Below are 749 nucleotides of genomic sequence, written 5' to 3'. Positions count from 1 at the left end.
GCGGCGCAGGCCTGTACCTGTATCAGTCCATCGAAGAAACGGTCATGCAACGCAGCGACCATGCCGTGCTCGCGCGGCTGGACCACTTTCGCAAGCTGCTGCGCTATGACCTGACCATGGACAACCTCAAGGGCAGCCCGCAGCTGTTCGAGAACATGCTCGACAGCGAAGAAGACATCTTCATCATCGGCGAACCGGGCAAGTCACCGGTGATATCGGTCAACCCGCAGCACGCGCCTCTGCCGGAGCTGCCGACCGTGGCGCAGGACCAGCCGCTGCGGGTCGACGACCTGCGCAGCGGCATGAGCCTGCAAGGCGTGCCGTTACGCGCTGCTGCCGTTCAGGTGATGTCCAACGGTGTCGAAGTACGTTTGCAGGCCGCGCACCTGATGGTCAAGGAAATGGCCATGCTCGCCAGCTTCCGTCAGCGCATCTATATAGCCGTGGCCCTGGCGTTTCTGATCACCGCAGCCCTGGGTTATGTGCTGCTGCGTCGCGGCTTGCGTCCACTGCGCAGAATGGCCGCCCATGCCGCCGCAATCACCCCGGCCAGCCTGCACAAACGCCTCGACAGCCGCGATACGCCCGTCGAGCTGCAACAACTGAGCGACGCCTTCAACGCCATGCTTGACCGTCTGGACGATGGCTACCGGCGCCTGATGCAGTTTTCTGCCGACCTGGCCCACGAAATCCGCACACCGGTCGGCTCGCTGATGGGCCACTGTCAGGTCGCCTTGCGCCAGAACCGC

At 63.7% G+C, this 749-nt stretch carries 1 protein-coding gene; it reads left to right on the top strand.

Annotation, left to right across the window (positions count from 1 at the left end; translation table 11 throughout):
- Positions 1–749, top strand: a 749-nt coding sequence (locus GE543_RS27440; RefSeq protein ID WP_256664760.1) for a HAMP domain-containing protein, incomplete at both ends; no start/stop codon positions are given.

The sequence above is a fragment of the Pseudomonas sp. SZ57 genome, from assembly GCF_009495975.1.
GTDB classification, from domain to species: domain Bacteria; phylum Pseudomonadota; class Gammaproteobacteria; order Pseudomonadales; family Pseudomonadaceae; genus Aquipseudomonas; species Aquipseudomonas syringae.
Note: the sequence above shows the minus strand (reverse complement) of the source record. Positions and strands in the feature narration are given on the sequence as shown.